This window comes from Blautia marasmi, from assembly GCF_900258535.1.
GTDB classification, from domain to species: Bacteria; Bacillota; Clostridia; order Lachnospirales; family Lachnospiraceae; genus Blautia; species Blautia hominis.
Genome location: NZ_OIWX01000001.1, coordinates 2,038,690 through 2,063,957, shown reverse-complemented (window position 1 = coordinate 2,063,957; position 25,268 = coordinate 2,038,690). Strand labels below are relative to the sequence as shown.

Sequence of the window (25,268 nt, the reverse complement as noted above, 5' to 3'; positions counted from 1 at the left end):
AATAGTTACAAGGACAGGACTGATTTAAGGAATAAACGTGCGGAGGATATGATATTTATATGGATAAATATTGTAAGGTACTGATCGTGGAAGATGAATTCATCATGCGCCAGGGGATGAAGCACATGATGGATTGGGAAAAAGAAGGATTTCAGATTGTAGGGGAAGCCTCAAACGGGCAGGAGGGTCTTTTACTCACAGAAAAACTGAAGCCTCACATTATACTGGCGGATATTGTAATGCCGGTGATGGATGGAATAGAATTTTCGGAGATCATCGGGAAAAGATTTCCGGATATACAGTTCATTGTTCTGAGCAGCTACGACAAATTTGATTATGTGAAGAGCACACTGCTTAACGGGGCTGTGGACTACATTCTAAAACCCATGATAAATCCGGAGCTGCTGATCCGGACATTGAAAAAGGCAGCGGACAGGATTCCGGGTTTTACCTTTCCGGTCAGCGGGGAGGCCTCTTTTGAATCCAGAGCGGAGCGGATCTTGCTGGGATATCATACGGAAGCGGACAGCCGGGAATTTGCTGAAATATTTCCGTATTACCTTTACAGGTTACTGGCAGTGGACCTGAAGCGGCTATGCGGCAGTTCAAAATCAGAGCAGAACCGGGCCAGAAGTCTGGTGGAGGATTATTTCGCCCGGGAGGAACGTTTTGCTTCTCTTCATGTGTTTATTGATGAAAGTATCTTGTGCACCGTCATCAATTACAGGGTGAAAAATGAAGGGGAAATGCTGCAGGCTGTGCAGATGCTGTCTGATAGGATGAATAAGCTGTATCCCCAGTCCCTTATGGTTCTGAGCCGGAAGTTTTCCGAACTTAACCATATGCGGGATATTTATATGCAGGAAATACAGACGGAGATAGGAAGTGGATTTTATTCGGATAAAAATCTGATCATCTCAAAGGAGATCAGGGAAGTAAAAGAGCTGGATAGGTTTGAATTTGAGAAATATGTTGAACATCTCTCCAGGAAAAGATATCAGGACGCGTTAAAGATGTTTGAGGATTATACGGAATATGCGTGGGCGAACCATATGGAAGAGCGCGTGATGAAAAATCTGACCAAGAACCTTCTGTATAATTACTTGATGGAGATTGAGAAGTATTCTGTGAAAAGTGAAAATCTGAAGGAACAGTATTTCCAGGAAATAGATGCTGCCCAGAGGATAGAGGAATATCAGCGTATGATCAGGAAGATCACAGGGGAAATACGACAGATACTGGAAGGGATAGGGGAAAAAGAGGACCATAGGATCATGGAGATCCGAAAGTTTGTGGAGGGTCATTATATGGAGCCTCTGGAACTTTCCGATATAGCTGAGAGATTTAACTTTAATTACAGTTATCTGTCGGCTTACTTCAGTCAGACGACAAAAGAGGGGTTCAGCGAGTATCTTAATAAAATAAGGATAAAAGAGGCCTGCAGACTTCTTGTGGAGACGGATAGTTCAATCAGTGAAGTGGGCGGCTGTGTGGGATATGGGGAACACAGCTATTTCTGCCGGGTGTTCAAAAAGATAACCGGGGAGACTCCAAGCAGTTATCGCAGAAGGGTGAGAAAAACTATATGAGAAGAGAGATACATGCGAACAGCCTGGTATTTAAGATCGTAATAACAGTGACCATCGGCCTTGTATTTCTCGCTGTATCCATAGGCGCCATCAATATGACAGTGTCCAAACGTGTTTTTGTGGATAACTTTGCCATGACTCAGCGAAAGGCGTTCAATCAGATAGATTATCAGTTTTATAAGTTCTTCCAGGACGTGACAGCCATAGTATCCACAGTGACAAGAAGTGAAAATGTGGAGAAGTTTCTTATGGGCGCGGACATGGATGATGTGGAGACTATGAATAACAGTTATCTTCTGGAACGTCAGATCAGGGAATCGAAGGCATCCAATTACAGCCAGATGAATGTGATCATCATGGGTGAGAATGAAAAAAGCTATATGAACAATATTGCGGATGTATTTTCCCAGCCCAAGGAAGATATTCTCCGAAGCCGCGCGGCCCAAAGTGCCAGGAAGAACAGGAATAAGATCATATGCCAATACGAGGAGACGGGATTTACAGAAAACACAAAGAATACGCCTGTAGTCATCATTGCAAAGGCATTGTCTTATGAGAACAAAGGCCGGGCCAATGCCTTTATTTTTATTGTGATCAAGGAAGTGGACCTGCGCAGTATGTACAGCCATTTCACATCAGATACAAGCAGTATAGCCATACTCAATCAGGATAATGAGGTGGTATCCTCAGATAAATCAGTCTATTTTGATCAAACTGCAGATAAGACAAAGACAATGAAAAAGTCCGTACTGAAGATGGAGGATGAAAAGGTACAGCAGAAAACTATAAAAAGCAGGGATGGTGAAGAGACAATTCTGATACAGCAGCTTCAGAGCACGAATTACAAAGTGGTGGGCATTATAAATCCGGAGAGGGCGTTTGGAAAAGCATACAGTACGCTTGGTATCATACTGATAACTGCTGCAGTGACTGCGGTAGTGGTATGTATGATCATCCTTTTTTTAAGGCAGCAGACAAAACCGCTGTCAGCCCTGGTGTATGCCATGAAGCATTCAAAGGAGACACAGTTCGAGAAGCATGTGCCCGTTGAGGGAACTTATGAAATACAGGAACTGTCCCAGACATACAACACCATGGTGGATGAGATCAACCGCTATATAGACCAGCTCATAAATGTGGAAAAGGAGAAGCGGAAGGCAGAGATACATGCACTGCAGATGAAGATCAATCCCCATTACATTTATAATACACTGGCAACTGTGAAATGGCTTATCTGGCAGCAGAATGCAGAAAAATCCACACAGGTGATCGACGCGTTTATTATGCTGCTCAGGAATGTGATCAGCAATTCCGATGAATTTATTACAGTGGAGCAGGAGATTGATAACCTGAAGAACTATGCGCTGATCAATCAGGCCAGGTACGGCGAGGATATCCAGGTGGTGTTTTTTGTGATCCCACAGTGTAATACTTACAAAGTACCAAAGCTGATTCTTCAGCCTTTCGTGGAAAATGCATTTTTTCATGGTTTTCCCCAGGGAATGAAAGGGGAGATCAGAATCTTTGTGAGAGAGGAAAAGGAAAATCTCAGGTTTGAGATCACAGATAACGGTATTGGCATGACTCAGGAGCGCCTGAATGCTCTGAGGCGCCATGAAAAAACTAAAAGTGAGCATTTTACCGGGATTGGAATCGGTAATGTGGAGGATAGGATCAAACTGATATATGGCATGGATTATGGGATCCTGCTGGAGAGCGAGGAGGGAAAGGGAACCAAAGTGGTTCTTCTACTTCCCAGGGAGGAAAAAGATGATGAAAAAGATCATTCTTGTGTTTAAGACACATTTTGATATAGGTTTTACAGATTTAGCAAAAAACGTAATTGAACAGTATTCAGGGTCCATGTTAAGACAGGTATTGGAGACATGCAGAGCTACAGAGGACATGGGAAAACTAAAGTATGTCTGGACAATGCCCTCCTGGCCACTGTGGACTGTGACAAAAAAATGCAGTGATGAGTTGAGGCCTGAGCTGGAACACTATATTGAGAACGGACAGATTGCCTGGCATGCGCTGCCGTTCACCTCACACACAGATTTCTGTGGGGAGGAAGAATATCTGGAAGGGCTGCGTTTTGGAAAAGAACTGTCTGAAAAGTATGGAAAACCGTACCCTATTGCGGCTAAAATGACAGATGTGCCGGGTCATGGGCTTATGCTGCCGGAGATCCTCGGGGCAACAGGTATTCGTTTCCTTCATTTGGGATGTAATGCATTTGCTACACCGCCCAAAGTGCCGGAACTTTTCTTCTGGAAAGCACCCAGCGGCAGAAAAGTGCTGACCATGTATTGTAAAGGCGGATATGGATCAAGCCTGGAGGCACCGGAAGGATGGGAATATCCGGTTTGGATGTCTCTTGTCCATACACATGACAACTGCGGTCCCCATTCCGCGGAATTTATTAAAAAACTAGCTGCAGAAGCCCATGATCTTTATCCTGAAGCAGAGATAGTCTGCGGCACTATGGATGATTTCTGCAGAGAGCTGGAGAACTATGATCTGAGCGGGGTTCCGGTTGTGGAACAGGACCTGGCAGACACTTGGATCCACGGGATCGGGGCATATCCCCGGGAAGTGAGAGAAATAAGAGAATGCAGACATCGCGCGGCCCGTCTCCGGAAACTGGCCTGCCAAACTGTAAGGGATGAGGAGAGCAGGAAAAAGGCGGAAATGATCTTAAAGGAATACTATGAGTCCATGAACTTGTTTGGAGAACATACATGGGGCGCAGATGTAAAGACATGGCTGGGCCCGGATCGGGTATATGAAAAAGAAGAATTTAAAAAGGCCCGGCAAGAGAAAAATTATCAGTTCATGGAGCAGTCCTGGGAAGAACGGCGGAAACGTGCAGAGACGTGTAAAAATCTGCTTGAACGGTATGAGCAGGATTTGGAAAAGGACAGGGAAAAAAGGGAGTGGTTATATAATCCGCTGACGGAACCGTATACGGGATGGGTACAGGGTGATTCGGAACCGGTATATGTAAAAGGGCTGGCTCCGCTGGCATGTACGAAACTGGAGGGATTCATGGGGGATAAGGCACCAAAAAATAGTGAGGACCTCACAGTAGAGGATCACCCGGAAGGTTCCTCTGTGGAAAACCACAGATATCGGCTGGAGTTTTCAGCAGCAGACGGCACCATAACAGCCGTATATGATAAAAAATTAAACCGGAGACTTCTGGAGGCTCAAAAGGATACCGGTATTTTCTCGTATCAGTATACACGCCATGGGATAGAGAAAATAACAGAATTTCTGCGCAGCTATGGCTACAGGTTTTCTACCTGGGGTATCCAGGATTATGGCAGAGAAAACTATCCGGAGTGTAAGGATGAGACATATAAGCCCTGCTTTGTAAAGACTGAGGTGAATGGCAGGACCATCTCCTTTTTCTATAAAGGGGAAACTTCCGCAAGGCTTTACGGGGATTGTCATCAAGCGGAAGTACGCATTACACTGCCCGACAAAGGGGAGGAGTTTTTTGTCAGTCTGCTGTTATCAGGAAAAGAGGCCAGCCCTTATGTGGAGTCCGGTTCTTTTTGTCTCCCTTTGGCAGGAGATTTGGACAATTATCGAATCAATAAACCGGGTAGTGTCCTGAACCCTAAAACAGATATAGCAGATAACGGGAACCATGTACTATACAGCATAGAAGAATTTGCAGCAGCAGATAACCGGAGATCCGGTGTCTGTGTCATGCCTCTCGACACCCCTCTTATGTCTATTGGGGAGGACGGTATCTATACATACAGACATCAATATGAGGAACATACACCGATCTTGTATTTTAATACCTTTAATAACATGTGGGGTACTAATTTTCCCCAGTGGCAGGAAGGGGACAGTGAATACCGCTTCGTTCTGTGGGGTTACGATGCCAAGGATGCGGATGGGCTTTTAGAGAGGAGTGTACAGTTGGGGGAGGGAATACAAAGGACCTCCTGTGAAGCAAAAAAACTGAATCTGACACTTCCCTGCCATATGCAGTTATTGAACATAAAGCAGGGGGAGGACGGTATGATTCTTGTCACCAGAGATTTGCGGGGGGAAGAAGCGGAAGGCATGGTCTGTATGCCGGGATATTATATATCCGAGATAGACTATTATGGACGGCAGACAGGAGAGTTGAAGAGGGATTCCCTTGCCTTTGTGAAGAAAAAATACGGGCTGCATATATTTAAAGTGAAAAAAGTATAGGCTTTTTTGAGCAGTAGTGATAAGTATTCCCAGATAAGGCCTGCCAGAAAACAAAAATAACAGAAAATCCCCCATATCCCTTGACATTTTCTTCCCTATCTATTTATAATGAAATTTGATAACGACAAAGACGATGATGGAGACAGTATTCTGCATGAGAAAACCACAGCGAGCCGGGGAAGGTGCAAGCCCGGTATGAGTATCAGCAGAAGAATATCACTCCGGAGCCGCTGCCTGAAATAAAAGTAAGGGATGCCGGATTTCCCCCGTTAAAAGGAACGCGTATGATAGTATGTGTAAGAGGTGGTAAAACGATAGCTGAGGCTTTCGTCCTGTTGCAGGGCGGAGGCCTTTTATTATTGTTCCGGTAAGTCCGGGGACTTCCCGGCACAACAATAAAACCCTCCGGGCAGGATGCGCACTACGCGCAGGCGGAAGATGACCGCAGGCGGTCGCGCTTCGGCGCGTGAATCCTGCAGGCAGGATTCATATGAATATCCCCCAAGCACAGAGAAAGGAGAATAAAACATGTATCAGAAAGTCCCCACGAACATGAATTTTGTGGAAAGAGAAAAAAACATCGAGAAATTCTGGGAAGACAATGAAATTTTCAAAAAGAGCATGGAACACAGAAAAGAAGGTGAGACCTACACTTTCTATGACGGCCCGCCCACAGCCAACGGGAAGCCCCATATCGGCCATGTTCTGACACGTGTTATCAAAGATATGATCCCCAGATACCGCACCATGAAAGGCTGTATGGTGCCGAGAAAAGCAGGATGGGATACCCACGGCCTTCCGGTGGAGCTGGAAGTGGAAAAGATGCTGGGTCTGGATGGCAAGGAGCAGATAGAGGAGTACGGCCTGGAGCCTTTCATCAACCACTGCAAAGAGTCTGTCTGGAAATACAAAGGAATGTGGGAGGACTTTTCAGGAACCGTAGGCTTCTGGGCAGACATGGACAATCCCTATGTCACCTACCACGATGATTTCATTGAGTCCGAATGGTGGGCATTAAAACAGATTTGGGACAAGGACCTTTTATACAAGGGCTATAAGATCGTTCCCTACTGTCCGCGCTGCGGAACCCCCCTCTCCAGCCATGAGGTTGCCCAGGGATATAAGGATGTAAAAGAACGCTCCGCCATCGCCCGCTTCAAAGTAAAAGGCGAGGATGCCTATATTTTAGCATGGACCACAACACCATGGACACTCCCGTCCAATGTGGCACTGTGTGTGAATCCAAACGAGACTTATGTAAAAGTAAAATCCGGAGAATACACATATTACATGGCGGAGGCGCTTCTTGATAAAGTACTGGGTGAGGAAAATCACCAAATTCTGGAGCGCTATACAGGAAAAGATCTGGAGTACAAAGAGTATGAACCTCTCTTCCCATTCGTAGAACTGAAGAAGAAAGCATACTATGTAACATGCGATACTTATGTAACGCTGACAGACGGTACCGGTGTGGTCCATATTGCGCCTGCTTTCGGTGAAGACGACAGTAAGGTGGGAAGAGCATATGACCTGCCGTTCTTACAGTTAGTAGATGAAAAAGGTGAGATGACAGAGGAGACCCCATGGGCAGGCACCTTCTGCAAAAAAGCAGATAAAGAAGTGCTTGTGGACTTGGAAAAACGCGGTCTGCTTTTTGACGCGCCTGTATTTGAACACAGCTATCCTCACTGCTGGAGATGTGACACTCCGCTTATCTACTATGCGAGAGAGTCCTGGTTCATCAAGATGACAGCCGTGAAGGATGACTTGATCCGCAACAACAACACCATCAACTGGATCCCGGAGAGCATCGGCAAGGGCCGTTTTGGAGACTGGCTGGAGAATGTACAGGACTGGGGAATCAGCCGTAACCGTTACTGGGGCACACCTCTGAATGTATGGGAATGTGAATGTGGCCATATGCACTCCATCGGAAGCAAGGAAGAGTTAAAGGAAATGTCTGATAACTGTCCGGATGACATTGAACTGCACAGACCATACATTGACAACGTCACGATCCGCTGCCCGAAATGCGGCAAAGAGATGCACCGTGTGCCGGAAGTGATCGACTGCTGGTTTGACTCCGGTTCTATGCCCTTTGCACAGCATCATTATCCATTTGAGAATAAAGACTTGTTTGAGCAGCAGTTCCCGGCAGATTTTATCTCCGAGGCTGTGGACCAGACAAGAGGATGGTTCTACTCTCTGCTGGCTATCTCCACTCTGATCTTCAACAAGGCTCCCTTTAAGAACGTTATCGTTCTGGGCCATGTGCAGGATGAAAACGGACAGAAGATGAGCAAATCAAAGGGCAACGCCGTAGACCCGTTTGAGGCGCTGGATACTTACGGGGCTGATGCCATCCGCTGGTATTTCTATGTAAACAGCGCACCCTGGCTGCCGAACCGATTCCACGGAAAGGCCGTACAGGAGGGACAGCGTAAATTCATGGGAACGCTGTGGAACACCTACGCGTTCTTTGTACTGTATGCAAATATCGACAACTTCGACGCTGCAAAATACAAACTGGAATACGACAAGCTTCCGGTCATGGATAAATGGCTGCTGTCTAAATTGAATACCCTGGTGAAAACCGTGGATGACAACCTGGCAAACTACCGCATCCCTGAAACAGCCCGCGCGCTGCAGGAGTTTGTGGATGAGATGAGCAACTGGTATGTGAGAAGAAGCCGTGAGCGTTTCTGGGCAAAAGGTATGGAGCAGGATAAGATAAATGCTTATATGACCCTGTACACAGCCCTTGTGACTGTTGCCAAAGCCGCAGCGCCTATGATTCCGTTTATGACAGAGGATATTTACCAGAACCTTGTGAGGAGCATTGACAAGGATGCGCCGGAAAGTATCCATCTGTGTGATTTCCCGGAGTCCAATGAGGCATGGATTGATGAAAAACTGGAAGCGGACATGGAAAATCTTCTGGAGATCGTAGTCATGGGCCGTGCATGCAGAAATGCGGCGAACATCAAGAACCGTCAGCCAATCGGCAAAATGTTCGTGAAGGCAGCCTTCCAGCTCTCTGACTTCTATCAGGAGATCATAGAGGATGAGCTGAATGTGAAGAAAATGAGCTTCACAGACGATGTGAGGGATTTCACATCCTACAGTTTCAAGCCACAGTTAAAGACCGTGGGACCTAAGTACGGCAAGCACCTGAACAGTATCAGAGCAGCTCTGTCAGCCATTGACGGTAATGCAGCCATGGATGAGCTGAAGGCGGGCGGTGAGCTGAAACTTGACATAGACGGTCAGGAAATAGTATTATTAGAAAGTGACTTACTCATTGATACTGCGCAGATGGAAGGATATGTTTCAGAATCAGACAATGACATCACGGTTGTACTCGATACAAACCTGACTCCGGAATTAATTGAAGAGGGCTTTGTGAGAGAGATCATCAGCAAAGTCCAGACCATGCGTAAAGAGGCTGGTTTCGAGGTAATGGATAAAATCAAAATTTCCCTTACTGGAAACCAGGTGATTGAGGGCATCTTCCGCGCTCATGAGGCAGACATCAAGGCAGAAGTACTGGCAGAAGACGTCAACTACAATGAAGTAAGCGGCTATACAAAGGATTGGAAGATCAATTCTGAAAGCGTGACATTAGGTGTGGAGAAGATTTCATAAGAAATCATCCCTGCCGGTCAGTTCCGGAGGAGGAGAAAATGTTAGATAATCATTTCAAAAAAGAAGAATTTAAGAAAAGCGTCAAAGAGAATGTAAAGATGCTTTACAGAAAGACCATTGAGGAGGCAAGCCAGGAGCAGATTTTCCAGGCAGTTTCCCTTGCGGTCAAAGACGTTATCATTGACAACTGGTTATTGACACAAAAACAGTATGAGAAGGATGACCCGAAGATTGTATACTACCTGTCCATGGAGTTTCTTATGGGCCGTGCGCTGGGCAACAACCTGATCAATCTGTGCGCATACAATGAAGTGAAAGAAGCTCTGGATGAACTGGGCTTTGACTTAAATGTGATCGAAGACCAGGAGCCGGACCCGGCTCTTGGAAACGGCGGTCTGGGAAGACTGGCAGCATGTTTCCTGGATTCCCTGGCAACCCTTGGATACTGTGCTTACGGCTGCGGCATCCGTTACCATTATGGTCTGTTCAAACAGAAGATCGAGAACGGATTCCAGGTGGAAGTACCGGATAACTGGCTGAAAGACGGCTATCCATTCGAGCTTCGCCGTCCGGAATACGCCAAAGAAGTAAAATTCGGCGGCTATGTGAAAGTAGAATATGACCCTGCTACAGGCAGAAACAATTTCGTACAGGAGGGATACCAGTCTGTGCTGGCTATTCCTTACGATATGCCTATCGTGGGATACAACAACAAGATCGTCAATACCCTGAGGATCTGGGATGCACAGGCCATCAGTGAGTTCCAGCTTGACTTGTTTGACAAAGGTGATTACAGAAAAGCAGTTGAGCAGGAGAACCTTGCCAAGAATATCTGCGACGTTCTTTACCCAAATGACAACCATTATGCCGGCAAAGAGCTGCGTCTGAAACAGCAGTATTTCTTCATCTCGGCAAGTATCCAGGCTGCAATTGAGAAATTCAAAAAATCTCACAGCGACCTGCATGACCTGCCAAAGAAAGTCACCTTCCAGTTAAATGATACCCATCCGACCATGACGGTTGCAGAGCTGATGCGTATCCTTCTGGACGAGGAAGGCATGACCTGGGAGGAGGCATGGGACATTACTACCCATACCTGCGCTTACACCAACCATACCATTATGGCAGAAGCACTGGAAAAATGGCCTATTGAACTGTTCTCCAAACTGCTTCCCCGTATTTACCAGATCATTGAGGAGATCAACCGCAGATTTATCCAGGAGATCAACAACAAATATCCGGGAAATCAGGAGAAGGTCCGCAAAATGGCCATCATCTATGACGGCCAGGTGAAGATGGCACACCTTGCTATCGCAGGCGGATACTCTGTAAACGGTGTTGCAAGGCTGCATACGGAAATCCTGAAAAAACAGGAATTAAAGGATTTCTATGAGATGTATCCCAATAAATTCAATAACAAGACCAACGGTATCACCCAGAGACGTTTCCTGCTCCATGGCAACCCGCTGCTGGCAGACTGGGTGACAGACCATATCGGAGACGGCTGGATCACCGACCTGGCACAGCTTTCCAAGCTGAAAGTATATGCAGATGACAAGAGGGCACAGCAGGAGTTCATGAACATTAAATATCAGAACAAAGTGCGCCTTGCAAAATACATCATGGAGAACAACGGCATTGAGGTTGACCCACGTTCCATTTTTGATGTACAGGTGAAACGTCTGCATGAGTATAAACGCCAGCTTATGAATATTCTGCATGTTATGTATCTGTACAACCAGATCAAAGAGCATCCGGAAATGGATTTCTATCCGAGAACCTTTATTTTCGGCGCAAAAGCCGCTGCAGGATATGTGCGCGCAAAACTGACCATCAAACTGATCAATGCGGTTGCAGATGTGGTGAACAACGATAAATCCATCAACGGCAAACTGAAAGTCGTATTTATTGAGAACTACCGTGTATCCAATGCGGAGATGATCTTTGCGGCAGCAGATGTATCTGAGCAGATTTCTACTGCAAGTAAAGAGGCATCCGGAACCGGTAACATGAAGTTCATGCTGAACGGTGCGGTAACTATTGGTACAATGGACGGTGCTAACGTGGAGATCGTGGAGGAAGTAGGTCAGGAGAATGCATTTATCTTCGGTCTGTCTTCAGATGAAGTCATCAACTACGAGAACCACGGCGGATACGATCCTATGCAGTATTTCAACAACGACCCGGATATCAGAAACGTTCTCATGCAGCTCATCAACGGAACTTACTCTAACGGTGACTTTGAATTGTTCCGTGACATCTACGATTCCCTGCTCAATACCAAGAGCAGTGACCGGGCAGATACTTACTTCATTCTGGCTGACTTCAAAGCCTACGCTGAGGCACAGAAACGTGTGGAGGCTGCTTACAAGGATGAAGCCGGCTGGGCTAAGAAAGCGCTGCTGAACACAGCATGCTCCGGTAAATTCACATCTGACAGAACAATCCAGCAGTATGTGGATGAAATCTGGAATCTGGATAAGGTTACAATTGAAGACTAAATATATCCGGTAAAAATAAGGATAAAAGGCAGGGCCGCGGAGGCAGACAGAGAATGTTTGCTGCTGCGGCCCGTGATCGTTTTATAACGTGCAGGCAATCATTTACTTTGACATCCTTTTTCGTCTATGGTACACTGAAAATAATTATGGAGAAATATACCCTACCGTAATATGTCTGAAGACTACTCAAAATTGAAGAATATACTAACAGAGGTGAAAACAGTGGACAAGAACGAATACCGTGCCAAACTGGACGTGATCAACGATCTGGTTGACAGGCAGGACTATAAGGGGGCTCTGGAGATTGTCGATACGATTGACTGGCGCAGGGTGCGAAGTGCAAGGACACTCTGTATGGTCGGTGAGATTTATGAGGCAAATAAACGGTATGAAGACAGCCGCAGGCTTCTCATACTGGCGCATCAGAGGGCTCCTATAGGAAAAACAGTAATATACCGGCTGGTTGAGCTGGCAATTAAGATGGGGAATTTTGATGAAGCGGTGGATTATTACAATCAATTTGCGGAAATATCCCCCAATGATAACTCGCGCTACATATTAAAGTACAAAATTTACAGAGGAAGGCGTTCCCCCATCCAGGAGCAGATTGCGATTCTGGAAGAGTATAAAGGACGTGAATATACAGAGCGCTGGTCCTATGAACTGGCAAGGCTCTATGCCAAGGCAGGTATGAAGGACAAATGTGTGGAAGAGTGCGATGATCTGATCCTCTGGTTCAGTGAAGGTAAATACGTGGTAAAGGCCATGGAGCTGAAGATGAAATACGCTCCTCTTTCTCCCAGCCAGGAGGAAAAATACAGAAACCGTTACGTGGAACCATCACCGGAGAGCGCTGCGGCAGCCGCGGCGGCCACGATCACTGCAGCTACACAGGCAGCGTCAAAGCTTGTCAGTCAGTCCGTCGGCGCAGGCGTGTCGGAACAAATTACAGATGAAATGCCCCATATCGAGTCAGTCCGCTCCAGGGCAACCGGAAAGGCACCGGAGGAAGTATCCGTATTTTCACCGATTCTTGAGACTACAGGGGTTTTACAGGATAAAATCGCCAAGGGCATCCGGGATGTATTCTCCGGAGGGCCGAAGGAAGAGGAAGAGACCGAAGCCGAGGCGGGGGAGACAGCAGATTCCGCTGCTGAAGATACCCAGGACTACAGCATGGAGGATGACACTGAGGATTACGTGGTGAAGGAACTGGAACCGGACAATCCCGCATCCGGAAGTATCGCAGCCGCAGCTATAAGGCAGCCGGCAGCAAGGCCGGTTGAGGCGCCAAAGCCTCAGGCAGCACAGGCCGCCGCTGAACCTGCACCGGAGGTGGATTTGGATGCCATTCTGGCTGAGACAGCCGGAGAGCTGGCCCAGGCCGTTGCCAAGGTTTCCAGTGGAGTGACACCAGTCAGCGAAATGGAAACAATTGCGGCAGAGAATACGCCTTCAGAAGCGGAGAACAAAGCCGCTGTATCAGAAGGTACGCCGTCAATGGTGGAAGCGGGAGCCGCTGCACCCGAGGATATCCGGTCAGTATCAGAGACAAAAGCCATTGTATCAGAAGATACGCCGTCAGTGACGGAAGCGGAAGGCGCTGCATCAGAAGGTATGCCGTCAGTGATGGAAGCGGGAGCCGCTGCATCAGAAGGTATGCCGTCAATGGCGGAAGCGGGAGCCGCTGCATCAGAAGGTATGCCGTCAATGGTGGAAGCGGGAGCTGTTGTACCGGCAGGATCTGCTGTGCAGGCCGCTGCAGCGAAAGAAGTCGGTGATACAGAAACAGTCACGGTCAGAAGTGATGATGCAGTTACAGCCGCAGCCGGCAGCATGGAACCTCAGACAATATACCAGCCTGACCGGGAACCACAGCTGCTTTCGGAAGCTGCTGAAGAAGCCGTCAAAGAATATACAGTCGGTGCCCAGCCGTCTGTTTCTGAGACAGAGGAGAGATACACACAGGCGGAGGAATCGACGCAGGAATCTGCACAGCCGGTTTCCGGGGAAGCGGCAGAGGAGGAATTCCTGCAGCAGCCTTCTATGGAAGCTATCATGGCAGAGGCTGCCATAACCACAGAACCGGACAACCTGGACGGAAGAACCATCGAGATACCTGTGGAAGAGGTGCGGGCAGGAGTTGGCGGAATGACCATTGACCTTCAGAAGGCACTGGAATCAGCCGTAACAGAACCGGAAAGCCCCGTACAGTCTGAAGACTTTGCAGAGTCCGACGAGTCAGAGAATGAATATATGCATACGGTTGCCGAGGATAAGCGTATGCCCGCAGAGGCGTCCATGTCTCCTGCGGGAACAGCCACGGCATCCATTCTGAGACATCACCTTACCCCGGAGGAACAGAAACGTCTCTTCACCTATTTTGCTCCGATACCCGGACTGACCCAGCAGATTACAGAAGCCCTTGACATTGCCCAGGAATCGGCATGTGAGAGGACATCAAAATCCGGAAATATAGTTATTACAGGCCGTGAAGGCGCAGGCAAAACCCGCTTGTCCGAAGGCCTTATAAAAGCCATCTGCAAGGAACGCCACATGGAAGGTGCCAAGATCGCCTATCTGGATGCAGAGAAGATGAACGCAAAAGACCCGGCCTATGTGGTTGACAAGCTTGCAGGCGGATTCCTGGTGGTAGAGAACGCTTCATCCCTGAAGGAAGATGTAATAGAAAAACTCTCCAAGGCAATGGAGTTCAGGACAAACCGTCTGACTGTTATTCTGGAAGACTTAAAACCCGGCATTCAGAGCCTGGAAAAGACATATCCTGACTTTATGGAAAAATTCGATTCCCGTGTGGTCATTCCGGTGTTCACCAATGACGAGTTGGTATCCTTTGCTAAGACATACTCCAAAGAGATGGGATATAAGATTGATGACATGGCTGTTCTGGCCCTGTATACCCTGATTGGCGACAACCAGGATGAAGACGACCCCGTATCTGTGGGACAGGTAAAAGAGATGATGGACAACGCCATCAAACGCGCCTCCAGAGGCGGAAGACGCCCGGGCAAGAAAGTGGCAAAGCGCCATTTGGATGAGAGCGGACGCATTATGCTTTACGAAAAAGACTTTGATGTATAAAAATATCCCCGGCAGGCGCACATGCCTGCCGGGGAACCTTAATTATGACGGGAGATGAAAAGATGACAGCCCCATATCTGGGAAACCCAAAAGGGACGATTGAAGTCCTGCAGAAATATGATTTTGTTTTTCAAAAGAAATACGGGCAGAACTTTTTGATCGACACCCATGTACTCGACAAAATAATAGATGCCGCACATATCACGAAGGAGGACTTTGTGCTGGAGATTGGCCCCGGTATCGGAACCATGACCCAATACCTGGCACAGGCGGCGGGAAAGGTATATGCGGTCGAGATCGACAAGACGCTGATCCCCATTCTGGAAGACACGCTTCAGGAATTTCCGAATGTGACCATATTAAATGAAGACATTCTGAAAGTCGATATCAAAAAACTGGCAGAGGAGCACAACGCAGGAAAACCGATCAAAGTTGTAGCGAATCTGCCATATTATATTACCACGCCGATCATCATGGGATTGTTTGAGGGTGATGTGCCCATTGCGTCTATTACGGTAATGGTACAGAAAGAGGTGGCGGACCGTATGCAGGTAGGGCCGGGAACCAAGGACTACGGTGCCCTGTCCCTGGCAGTCCAGTATTATGCGGAACCCTATATTGTGGCAAATGTACCGCCAAACTGCTTTATGCCCAGACCTAAAGTGGGAAGCGCAGTCATACGCCTGACACGCCACAAAGAACCTCCGGTGGATGTTAAAGACGAAAAGCTTATGTTCCGCCTGATTCGTGCGTCTTTTAACCAAAGGCGAAAAACACTGGCTAACGGACTGAACAATTCCCCTGAATTGTCATTTACCAAGGAGGAAATACAGCGCACCATAGAAGCCTGCGGATTCCGGGAAGGGATCCGGGGGGAGGCACTGACACTGGCGGATTTTGCACAGCTCGCCAACGCGCTTGCTGATACAGGAGATCCGTATCCGTAATGAGAAAGGATCAGCAGATTTTATTTCCATTTGCCATCAGCTTAAATTTCATGCCCAGCATTTCCGAGGCCCGCTTACACATGAGCATACGCTGCATGAAAATTTCAAAATAGTCCATAATGGAACAAATCTCTTCATCCAGTTCAATATTGAGCTGGATGATTTTTTTATCCATCTGAATGGAGAGGGTGGAGGAAATGGCGGCATAATTGACTCTGTCGTGTTTATCAAAGTTTTCCCTGATGGGATTGCGCACCCGGTTGCGGCGCACATCCGTTTTATCCGCCAGGATGACAGCGGCGGATACCGGATCCACGGCACTTCCAGTTCCCTCATCGTGCTGGCCGATGGCGCTTATGATCACGGCCGTATCCCTGGGAGATAGCTTATATTTTTGAAGGATCTGCATAGCCATCAGTGCGCCGCTATGGGCGTGGTCGTTTCGGTTGATGCAGTTGCCTACATCGTGGAGAAGTCCCGCTACTTTTGCAAGCTCCGTCTCCCGTTTTCCATAGCCGAGTTTTTTCAGTATCTTCCCTGCTGTCTCAGCAACCTTAATGGCGTGCCTGCAGGAGTGCTCCGTGAAGCCCAGGACCCCAAGGCTGTGGTTGCCCTGTTCCATATACGCTTTCACTTCCTCTGAGTTCTTTAATTCTTTATAAATACTTTCATTCATATTCTTAGTTTACAGCCTTCTGACAGCGTCCATAGCCAGGTCAGAACGTTCGCATTCTTCTGCTGTGAGTGTGACCTGACAGCAGAGTGGGCTTCCTTTCATATATTCTGATGCATAACAAAGGCCATTGGTCCTCTCGTCCAGAAATGGCCGGTCTATTTGGCCTGGGTCACCAAGCAGGATGATCTTAGTTCCCTTTCCGGCCCGGGTGATAATGCCTTTCACCTGATTCGGTGTCATGTTCTGGGCTTCATCTATAATGAGCCAGGTGTTTACAAAGGAGCGCCCCCTTATAAAATTCAGGGCCTCTGCCTGAATGATCCCTCTCTCAAAAATCTCATCAATCTTACCTTGAAGCTCCGTTTCGTTTTTATACCGTTCCTCCTCGTTGGAGTCAATAAGCTGTTCCAGATTGTCAATGACAGGACGCATGAGCGGGGATATTTTTTCCTGTTCATCGCCGGGGAGGAAGCCGATATCAGAGTCAAACTGTGCATTGGGGCGGCTGATCAATATTCGCCGGTACTCTCCGGTGCTGCTGTTTAAAACTTTTTCAAGCCCTGCCGCCAGAGAGTAAAAAGTCTTTGCTGTTCCTGCCATCCCCTTGACGATCACCAGAGGGATTTTGTCAGGAGGCATCATAAGAGCTTCCTGAAGAAAATACTGTCCGGCATTTCGCGGTTCTACTCCGTAAGGGCGGCTTTTTTTGTAGGCAAGAGGTACGATCTTTTCCTGACAGACCCTTCCGAGATGCGTCTTTCTCAAAGACTGGTCAGCTTTCAGCAGAACAAACTGATTCTCCCACAGTTCCGGCGGGTAAGGTTTTCCCTGTGCGTCTGTCAGGTATACAGCATCCAGTGGGATTCCCTTCTTTTTAAAAGTCTTAAAAGTTTCCTCCGGTACAAAACACTCACATCTTCCGGTGTACTGGCCTTCCCTGGATGAAACCTGTTCCTGCAGAAAATCTTCAGCTCGGATGCCCAGTATCTGTGCCTTCATCCTAAGAAGGATATCTTTTGTGACCAGGACCACAGGAAGTCTTCCATCCATAAGGTGTCGGCAGACTTTTAAGATCCGGTTATCCATTTTGTCATCCGGAAGGCTTTCCGGAAGTTCCACATGGACACAGTTGGCTTCCACCCGAACCGTACCGCCGTTTTTCAGGGGTGAACCTTCCAGAAGGTTTCCCTGCAGCCGGAGATTCTCCAGGCGCCTTATGGCTTCTCTTGCGTGGGCGCCTTTTTCCCCGTCCGCTTTTTTTAATCCATCCAGCTCCTCCAGAACCGCAAGGGGCAGTACAATCTGGTTATCTTCAAAACAGTCCAGAGCATCCGGTGACTGGATCAGCACATTGGTGTCCAGGACGAATATTTTTTTCATATAATAAGGTCCCTCCTGTTTTTTCATTTTACATCCCAATCTTACATCTATATAGGAAAGGGTTCTATCCGTCCATTGTTAAATCTGCTGAGAGTTTTTGTAAAACAGCGGCACCGGCAGCCGTTTTACAGGCATTTAACCAAGAGCTTACCAAAACAGGATGGATGAAAAGGTAAAAATGCAGTTTAATAGTTACAGTTCACAGGTCACTGTACCGGGAGGCGTTTTCATGTGGAAGCATGAAAATCCCCAGGCAGGCAGCGCGATATGGGGCAGAATGGTCCATATCTGTGCATCGCGAAGCGTGTTACTGGACACGGAGTGAACAGTAACATTTAATAAGCTTTGTCAGCAGCTTTGCTGTACATGAAAGGAAAGGAGAATACATTTCATGTTAGAACTTCAGAATGTAAAAAAATCCTATGACGGAGTCACCATTTTGCAGAATATCAATCTTTGTATCGAGGAGGGAGAGATCGTCTCTATCCTGGGCCCGTCCGGATGCGGAAAAACAACACTTTTGAATCTTATACTTGGTATTACTGATTTAGATGAAGGAAAGATCATATTCAATGACAGAGATATCACAAACGTACCTATGGAGGAACGTGGATTTAACATTGTATTTCAGGATTATGCCCTGTTTCCCAATTTAAATGTATATGAAAATATTACCTATGGCCTCAGAAATAAACCGAATATTTCCAGCGATAAGGAAGTACAGGAATTCGTCCGCCTTCTGGGACTGGAAGAACACCTGGATAAAAAAATAGAACAGCTCTCCGGGGGTCAGAAACAGCGTGTGGCTCTTGCCAGGACCATGGTAATGAAGCCTAAGATACTCCTTCTGGATGAGCCTCTGAGTGCCCTTGACGGAGTCATTAAAGAATCCATCAAAGAGAAGATAAAAGAGATTGCCAGGGAATTTCACCTGACTACCATCATCGTTACCCACGATCCTGAGGAAGCGCTGACTTTGTCCGACAAGGTGCTGATCGTGAACAAGGGAACCATTTCCCAGTACGGATGCCCGGAAGAAATCATCACTTCCCCGCAGAATCTCTTTGTAAAAGAGTTTATCCTGAACCAGCTTGAGATCAAGAAAAACAATATTTTTATGCTGTTCCGTCAGGATAAGCAGGTGAGCCTGCAGGTGGTGTAAACATATGATAAAAAGAAACGAAAAGGAAATAAAAGTAATCTATGTGCTGGTAGTCCTCCTGTTTCTGGTCTTCCTTGCGGTCCCCATACTGAGACTTCTGGGAAAGTCCTTTGAAGGGGCAGCGGGGCTGTCCGTGGAGAATTACATAACCGTGCTGACAGGAAAAGGATTCGGCAGGGCGCTTCTGAACAGTCTGTGGATCTCAGTCTGCAGCGCGCTTCTGGCCACTCTGCTGGCTTTTTTCCTGGCTTATACCATCCACTATACAAACCTGAAAAAGAGGACCAAAAAACTGATCCGTACCCTGGCTGTGCTGCCTATGCTGCTTCCCACAATTACTTACGGGTTTGCAATCATTTATTCCTTTGGCAAACAGGGACTTCTGACAAGACTTTTCGGACGCCAGATTTTTGAGATATATGGGTTTAACGGTCTGCTTCTGGGGTATGTGATCTATACCCTTCCCGTTTCCTTCCTGCTTATTCTGAACACCATGAGCTACATAGACAAGAAATTCATGGTGGTGTCCAGAGTCATGGGAGATAAGCCCTTCGCCACCTTTATGGGAACCGTGGTACGCCCTCTTCTGGGCACCCTTGCGGCCTCCATGGTACAGTGCTTTTTCCTGTGCTTCACAGATTACGGGATCCCTGCATCAGTGGGCGGAAAATTTGAGGTTGTGGCAACCGTTCTCTATAACGAGATGCTGGGCAGTATACCCAACTTCCAGAATGGAGCCGTGGTGGCAATGATGATGCTCCTTCCCTCTGTGCTGAGTATTTCCCTGCTTCACTGGCTGGAACGCTACAATGTCCGATACAACAAAATTTCCACCATAGAAATAAGAAAAAACAGGAAGAGAGATTACTTCTGCGGCCTGACCAGCAGCGTGATCCTGCTTGTGATCCTCTCCGTGTTTGCTGTGATCCTTGTGGTTCCCTTTGTGGAGGAATGGCCGTACCGAACTGATTTCACCCTGTCGCATGTGACAGAAGTGTTCCGGGACAGCAGTCTGCTGGGTGTTTACAAAAATTCACTGTTTATGGCAGTGCTGACAGCCCTTGCGGGGCTTATCACCACTTACGGTGCGGCACTTGCCACAGCCAGAAGCCAGCTGGGCAGGAAATGGAAGGGGATCATTGAGAGCATCGCGCTGGTGACCAACACCATTCCGGGTATGGTGATCGGTATTGCCTTTCTTCTCATTTTTACAGGCACACCGCTGCAGAATACCTTTGCCCTGATCATCCTGTGCAATGTGGTGCATTTTTTCTCCACACCATATCTGATGATGAAGAATTCCCTGGAGAAGCTGAACAGTTCCTGGGAGACAACTGCCCTTCTCATGGGAGACTCCTGGGCAAAGACCATCTTCAGGATCGTGACGCCCAACATGCGCTCCACTATCCTGGAAGTGTTCAGCTATTACTTCGTCAACGCCATGGTGACAGTCAGCGCCGTCATCTTCATTGCCGGTGCCAGGACCATGGTCATCACCACCAAGATAAAGGAACTTCAGTATTATACCAGATTCAATGAAATATTCGTCCTGTCCCTGCTGATCCTGGCAACGAATCTGCTGGTGAAGGGACTTGTGGGATATCTGTCCCAGAGGGAATTCCATCCGGGAAAGATCCTGGACTTATCCATATTAAAAAAGAAAAGAGGAGTACAAAAAGTATGAAAATGAAAAAAGTAACAGCATTTATAATGACAGCAGCCCTGGGGGCATCCATTCTTGCCGGATGCGGCTCAGGCAGTGAGAAACAGGTAGTCATCTATTCAAACGCAGATGATGAGGCTGTGGAAGCTATGAAAGAGACCCTGGACGCAAACGGCTACGAGGGAAAATATCTTTTCCAGACCTTCGGCACCTCCGAACTGGGGGGCAAACTGCTGGCAGAGGGAAAAAACATTGAGGCAGACATGGTAACCATGAGTTCCTTTTACCTGGACAGTGCCCAGGAGCAGAACAACATGTTCCAAGATCTGACCTTTGACTATGACACTCTCACAGAATTCCCCGCATTCTATGCGCCTATCACCTCCCAGGAGGGAGCCATTCTTCTGAACACGGAGATGCTCAGTGAAAATAAGCTGGACAGGCCTGAAAGCCTCAAAGACCTGACAAAGCCGGAATACAAAGACCTGCTGTCTGTGACAGACATCAAAAGTTCATCCACAGCATGGCTTCTCATGCAGGCCCTTGTCAGCGAATACGGGGAGGACGGCGCCAAGGACGTTCTGAAAGGCATCTATGAAAATGCCGGCGCACACATCGAAAGCTCAGGCTCAGCGCCGCTGAAAAAGATCCGTGCCGGTGAGGTTGCAGTTGGATTCGGTCTCCGCCACCAAGCAGTTGCCGACAAAAAGGACGGCCTTCCCGTAGACTATGTGGACCCAAAAGAGGGCAATTTCTCCCTCACAGAGTCCGTTGCAGTGATTGACAAGAAAGACGCCAATCCCCTGGCTATGGAAATGGCCCAATGCATCGTGGAAAAGGGAAGAAGCGAGCTGATCAAGACATATCCGAACCCAATCTATCAGGGAGAGGAAGCAGACCCGGAAAATGTGTCCACCTATCCGAAAGTTTTCTCAGAGAAGTTAACCGTATCCCTTCTGGAACGCCATCAGGAGCTTTCAGAGGAATGTAAATAAGCAGCCACACCAATACAAAATAAAAACACAGGAGAAATGTAAAATGTTAAACTATAAATTATTAACCCCAGGCCCCTTGACCACAACAGACACCGTTAAAAAAGAGATGCTTTTCGACCACTGCACATGGGATGATGACTACAAAAAGATCACCCTGAAAATCCGCAGCCAGCTTCTAAAGCTGGCCCATGTATCCGAGCCGGAATACACAGTTGTCCTCATGCAGGGCAGCGGAACCTTTGGTGTGGAGTCTGTCATCACCAGCGTGATCGGCAAAAGCGACAAACTCCTCATCGCAGCAAACGGCGCCTACGGGGAGAGAATGGCCGACATTGCCGCACATGCAGGCATCCCCTATGTACTTTACCGCGAGGAATACGACAAAGTCCCCTCCGCAAAGATCATTAAAAAGATCATGAAAGAGGACCCGGAGATCACACATGTATCCATGGTACACAGCGAGACAACATCCGGTATCCTCAACGACATAGAGTCAGTTGCAAAAGTAGTAAAGGAGATGGGCAGAACCTTCATCGTGGATGCCATGTCCAGCTTCGGCGGCGTAGATATCCCCGCAGCCAAATGGGGTATTGACTTCCTGATCAGCAGTGCCAACAAATGCATCCAGGGTGTTCCCGGATTTTCCTTCATCATCTGCAGAACAGACAAACTCATGGACAGCAGCGGAAAAGCCAGAAGCCTGTCCCTGGACCTGTACGACCAGTGGCTGACCATGAACAAAGACGGCAAATGGCGTTTTACATCCCCCACCCATGTAGTTCTGGCCTTTGCGAAAGCCCTGGAGGAACTGGAGGAGGAGGGCGGCATCCCGGCCCGTTCCAAACGCTACGCAGAGAACAACAAATACCTCATCGAAAAACTACAGGAGCTGGGAATCCGCCCCTACATAGAAGGCAGATACCAGGGTCCCATCATCACTACCTTCTTCTATCCGGAGGGAAGCCACTTCTCCTTCCAGGAGATGTACCGGTACATCAAAGAGAGAGGCTATGCCATCTACCCGGGCAAAGTCACAGATGCCGACACCTTCCGCATCGGAAACATAGGCGAGATCTACCATGAAGACATGGAAAACCTTTACAACATCATCAAAGAATTTCTGGAGGCAGACAAAAAATGAACAAATTTGACGCAATCATATTCGACTGGGCAGGAACCACAGTAGACTACGGAAGCTTTGCTCCCGTACAGGCATTCATAAAAGCCTTTGAAGAGTTTGGCATAACCCCCACAATAGAAGAGGTACGCGCCCCCATGGGTATGCTGAAGATAGACCACATCCGCACCATGCTTTCCATGGAGCGCATTAAAGATCTGTGGACCCAGATCCACGGCACCCCCTGGACCGAGGACGACGTAAAAGAAGTGTACGAGCACAGCGAGACCGCCATCCTGGAGATCCTCCCGGACTTTGCGTCCCCCAAGCCCCACGTCCCTGAAACCATAGAAAAACTGCGGAGCCTGGGCCTGCAGATAGGCTCCACCACAGGCTACACAGAGCAAATGATGAAAATTGTAGCCCCCAGAGCCGCAGAACAAGGCTATGCTCCCGACTTCTGGTTCAGCCCCGACGATGTAGGCGGCATCGGCCGTCCCTACCCCTACATGATCTTCCGCAACATGGAATCCATGCATCTCATGGATGTCCGCCGCATCATAAAAGTAGGAGACACGGTAGCTGACATCAAAGAAGGCAAAAACGCAGGCATGCTCTCCGTAGGCATCCTGGAAGGCAGCTCCGTCCTGGGCCTCACCGAATCCGAATACAACGCCCTGTCCCCAGCCGACAAGTCCGCCCGTCTCACCCAGGCAACCCAAACCTACAAGGCCGCCGGCGCCGACCACATCATTCAAGACATCCGAGGCCTCCTAGACCTCCTATAGTCAACACCCCCAAAAAGAACCGCCCCCAACTCCAACAATCGGGTGCGGTTCTTTCCGCCACATCCCAACATTTTCCTACCCATCCCAACAACCAAATCCACCTGCCCCAGTTGATTAATGAGGAGGCCTCTGCCGACGAATTTAGCAACTGGGAGCAGGTTAGCTGAGGGACGCGGAACCTCGAAGAGAATCTGAAACCTCTCCCCTCCTCCCCCGTCCCTTTCGCCACCTACTTCTGATGTATCATCTCCCGATACTCACTAGGTGTCCTCCCCATATTCCTCTTAAACAACCGCGTAAAATAATTCAGATCCGCCACCCCGCACGCCGCCGCAATACTCTGTATCTGCAAATCCGTAGAATTCAGCAAGAGCACCGCATTCTCAATCCTCTTCTTATTCACAAAATCCGTCAGTGTACTCCCCGTCTCCTTCTTAAACAGTGTAGACAGATAACTGGGGCTGATAGAAAACTCCTCCGCCAGTCTTTTAAGACTCAGATCATCTGTCAAATACAGGCAGATATGGTTGATCACATTCTGAATAATAGGTGAATATCCCTTCAAAGAATGAGACTTCACCAGCAGACAATACTTCCGCATCATTTCCCGTTTCAGTTTCCCGTCCTCATCCTCACTGGTGATCGTCTCAATCTCCCGTGCATACTTAGAAGAAAGTTCATCCAGATACAGCGGGTGCACGCCATACTCCGCAGCCTTCCGCAGCAGGGTATTTAATATGATCAGATAATTCTTAGAGTCCCGGATCCGGTTGGAAAGCCTCTGCTCCAGTGAGACCGTCATTTCCCCGGCTGCCAGCAGTTCTATCTTTTTATAATTTCCTGAAGCCACTGCCTGCATCATCTCCTGCTCTGACCGGTACCGCTGTTCGATCAGCTCCCGGTTTTCCAGATTGACCTGTGCCTGTCCATAGTAAACCTTTGTAATTTCATCCATAAACATATCACAGTATTCAACAGAAAAATGTTCAGCCCCGCCAAATATTTCCGCTGCCAGAAGAAGCAGTATGGTGCGCACATCATCTGCGTGGTTAATGAAAGGGATCAGTTCATAGTACTGTTTCAAAAATCCGGAAAACTCTGTGGGGATGGACAATCTTTGCTGCATCTGCAGGATGAATTTTTTATCGGCTCTGTGCTGCAGATAAGGCCCGGCTATAAAAAAGGCAGGTGATTCCGTCTCCGGCAGCCGCATCACTGTGTGATGACAGTTAAAACAATCTTTGGAAAAATACATCACATGCTCTTTACTGTTTCTGATAAAATGCAGTGCGTTATCCCTGGAATCACTGTCTGCCGCGATTTTCTTTCTCAGTCCCAGATCCAGATCAACATGGTCAAGTTCATCTTCCGTTAAAATATAGGTTTGGAAATTATAATTTTTTAACACTTTACGGGAAAAATTCAAAACAGTGTCATACGACGCCATACATCTGCCCCCTCATACTATTTTTAATTATTATCATA

Annotated in this window: 15 protein-coding genes; 12 read left to right on the top strand and 3 right to left on the bottom strand. The window is 47.8% G+C overall.

Annotated elements, in window-relative coordinates; genetic code table 11:
• Nucleotides 1-59: 59 nt before the first annotated feature.
• The 7 genes from C6P39_RS09025 (at nucleotide 60) to rsmA (ending at nucleotide 16,002) form a co-directional block, all read left to right on the top strand.
• The gene (locus tag C6P39_RS09025; RefSeq protein ID WP_104803540.1) at nucleotides 60-1,589 is read left to right on the top strand and encodes a response regulator transcription factor; all 1,530 of its coding nucleotides are present in this window, start codon (nucleotides 60-62) and stop codon (nucleotides 1,587-1,589) included.
• A complete protein-coding gene (locus C6P39_RS09020) occupies nucleotides 1,586-3,388 on the top strand; it encodes a sensor histidine kinase (protein ID WP_104803539.1) in 1,803 nt (600 codons plus the stop codon). Before C6P39_RS09025 ends, C6P39_RS09020 begins: the two co-directional genes overlap by 4 nt.
• A complete protein-coding gene (locus tag C6P39_RS09015; RefSeq protein WP_104803538.1) occupies nucleotides 3,360-5,807 on the top strand; it encodes a glycoside hydrolase family 38 C-terminal domain-containing protein in 2,448 nt (815 codons plus the stop codon). The genes C6P39_RS09020 and C6P39_RS09015 overlap by 29 nt, the downstream gene beginning before the upstream one ends.
• Before the next feature lie 528 nt (nucleotides 5,808-6,335).
• A complete protein-coding gene (ileS, locus tag C6P39_RS09010) occupies nucleotides 6,336-9,452 on the top strand; it encodes an isoleucine--tRNA ligase (protein ID WP_104803537.1) in 3,117 nt (1,038 codons plus the stop codon).
• 38 nt (nucleotides 9,453-9,490) lie between these two features.
• Entirely contained in the window at nucleotides 9,491-11,953 is a 2,463-nt protein-coding gene (locus tag C6P39_RS09005; protein ID WP_104803536.1) for a glycogen/starch/alpha-glucan phosphorylase, read from the top strand.
• A gap of 192 nt (nucleotides 11,954-12,145) precedes the next feature.
• Nucleotides 12,146-15,055: a tetratricopeptide repeat protein gene (locus C6P39_RS09000; protein ID WP_242987000.1), complete on the top strand. Its 2,910-nt coding sequence runs from the start codon at nucleotides 12,146-12,148 to the stop codon at nucleotides 15,053-15,055.
• A gap of 62 nt (nucleotides 15,056-15,117) precedes the next feature.
• Entirely contained in the window at nucleotides 15,118-16,002 is an 885-nt protein-coding gene (gene rsmA / locus C6P39_RS08995; RefSeq protein WP_104805891.1) for a 16S rRNA (adenine(1518)-N(6)/adenine(1519)-N(6))-dimethyltransferase RsmA, read from the top strand.
• 10 nt (nucleotides 16,003-16,012) lie between these two features.
• Here the strand turns inward: rsmA and C6P39_RS08990 are convergent, their stop codons facing one another.
• Nucleotides 16,013-16,678, bottom strand: coding sequence for an HD domain-containing protein (locus C6P39_RS08990; protein ID WP_104803534.1), 666 nt, complete (start codon nucleotides 16,676-16,678; stop codon nucleotides 16,013-16,015).
• A 9-nt stretch (nucleotides 16,679-16,687) separates the two neighbouring features.
• Nucleotides 16,688-18,058, bottom strand: coding sequence for a PhoH family protein (locus C6P39_RS08985; RefSeq protein ID WP_104805890.1), 1,371 nt, complete (start codon nucleotides 18,056-18,058; stop codon nucleotides 16,688-16,690).
• A gap of 391 nt (nucleotides 18,059-18,449) precedes the next feature.
• On the opposite strand from C6P39_RS08985, the gene C6P39_RS08980 reads away from it, so the two are divergent.
• From C6P39_RS08980 to phnX, 5 genes are read left to right on the top strand one after another with little or no spacing between them, the layout of a single operon-like run.
• Nucleotides 18,450-19,220, top strand: a complete 771-nt coding sequence (locus C6P39_RS08980; RefSeq protein WP_104803533.1) for an ABC transporter ATP-binding protein — start codon at nucleotides 18,450-18,452, stop codon at nucleotides 19,218-19,220.
• A gap of 4 nt (nucleotides 19,221-19,224) precedes the next feature.
• Nucleotides 19,225-20,904 (top strand): ABC transporter permease subunit, encoded by a 1,680-nt coding sequence (locus C6P39_RS28720; protein WP_104803532.1) that lies wholly within the window; start codon nucleotides 19,225-19,227, stop codon nucleotides 20,902-20,904.
• Entirely contained in the window at nucleotides 20,901-21,878 is a 978-nt protein-coding gene (locus C6P39_RS28715) for an ABC transporter substrate-binding protein (protein ID WP_104803531.1), read from the top strand. Before C6P39_RS28720 ends, C6P39_RS28715 begins: the two co-directional genes overlap by 4 nt.
• A gap of 43 nt (nucleotides 21,879-21,921) precedes the next feature.
• Complete coding sequence (phnW, locus tag C6P39_RS08965) at nucleotides 21,922-23,019, top strand: 2-aminoethylphosphonate--pyruvate transaminase (RefSeq protein ID WP_095174466.1); 1,098 nt, start codon at nucleotides 21,922-21,924, stop codon at nucleotides 23,017-23,019.
• Nucleotides 23,016-23,783, top strand: coding sequence for a phosphonoacetaldehyde hydrolase (gene phnX, locus C6P39_RS08960; protein ID WP_104803530.1), 768 nt, complete (start codon nucleotides 23,016-23,018; stop codon nucleotides 23,781-23,783). Before phnW ends, phnX begins: the two co-directional genes overlap by 4 nt.
• A 229-nt stretch (nucleotides 23,784-24,012) precedes the next feature.
• On the opposite strand, the gene C6P39_RS08955 is transcribed toward phnX, so the two are convergent.
• A complete protein-coding gene (locus C6P39_RS08955; protein ID WP_104803529.1) occupies nucleotides 24,013-25,230 on the bottom strand; it encodes a helix-turn-helix transcriptional regulator in 1,218 nt (405 codons plus the stop codon).
• Nucleotides 25,231-25,268: the final 38 nt, after the last annotated feature.